Raw genomic sequence first — 261 nt, 5'->3', positions numbered from 1 at the left:
AGCAATGGTGATAGCTGTTCCTATTGCGACATTGATTATTATGCCCTTGGCCACTTTTGGCCGAAAATTTGGAATCCAGCGTCAAGATGCTCTTGCAGGGTTTTCTGGCACAGCAAGTGAAGTGCTTAGCGAAATTCGTTTGGTCAAATCTTCCAATGCGGAGGTACAAGCGACACATTCAGCTGAAAAAAACATCAATAAGCTTTATAAAATCGGGCTTCGTGAAGCAATTTTTGATGGTTCCATGCAACCAATTATGAT

1 protein-coding gene is annotated in these 261 nt (G+C 41.8%); it reads left to right on the top strand.

Going from position 1 to position 261, the window contains the following annotated elements:
* Positions 1–261 (top strand): ABC transporter transmembrane domain-containing protein (locus ETC27_RS18080; RefSeq protein WP_136256077.1); only part of this gene is annotated, 261 nt, incomplete at both ends.

This window comes from Onishia niordana, from assembly GCF_004798965.1.
In the GTDB taxonomy this organism is placed as follows: domain Bacteria; phylum Pseudomonadota; class Gammaproteobacteria; order Pseudomonadales; family Halomonadaceae; genus Onishia; species Onishia niordana.
This window is presented reverse-complemented; position numbering and strand designations above follow the sequence as displayed.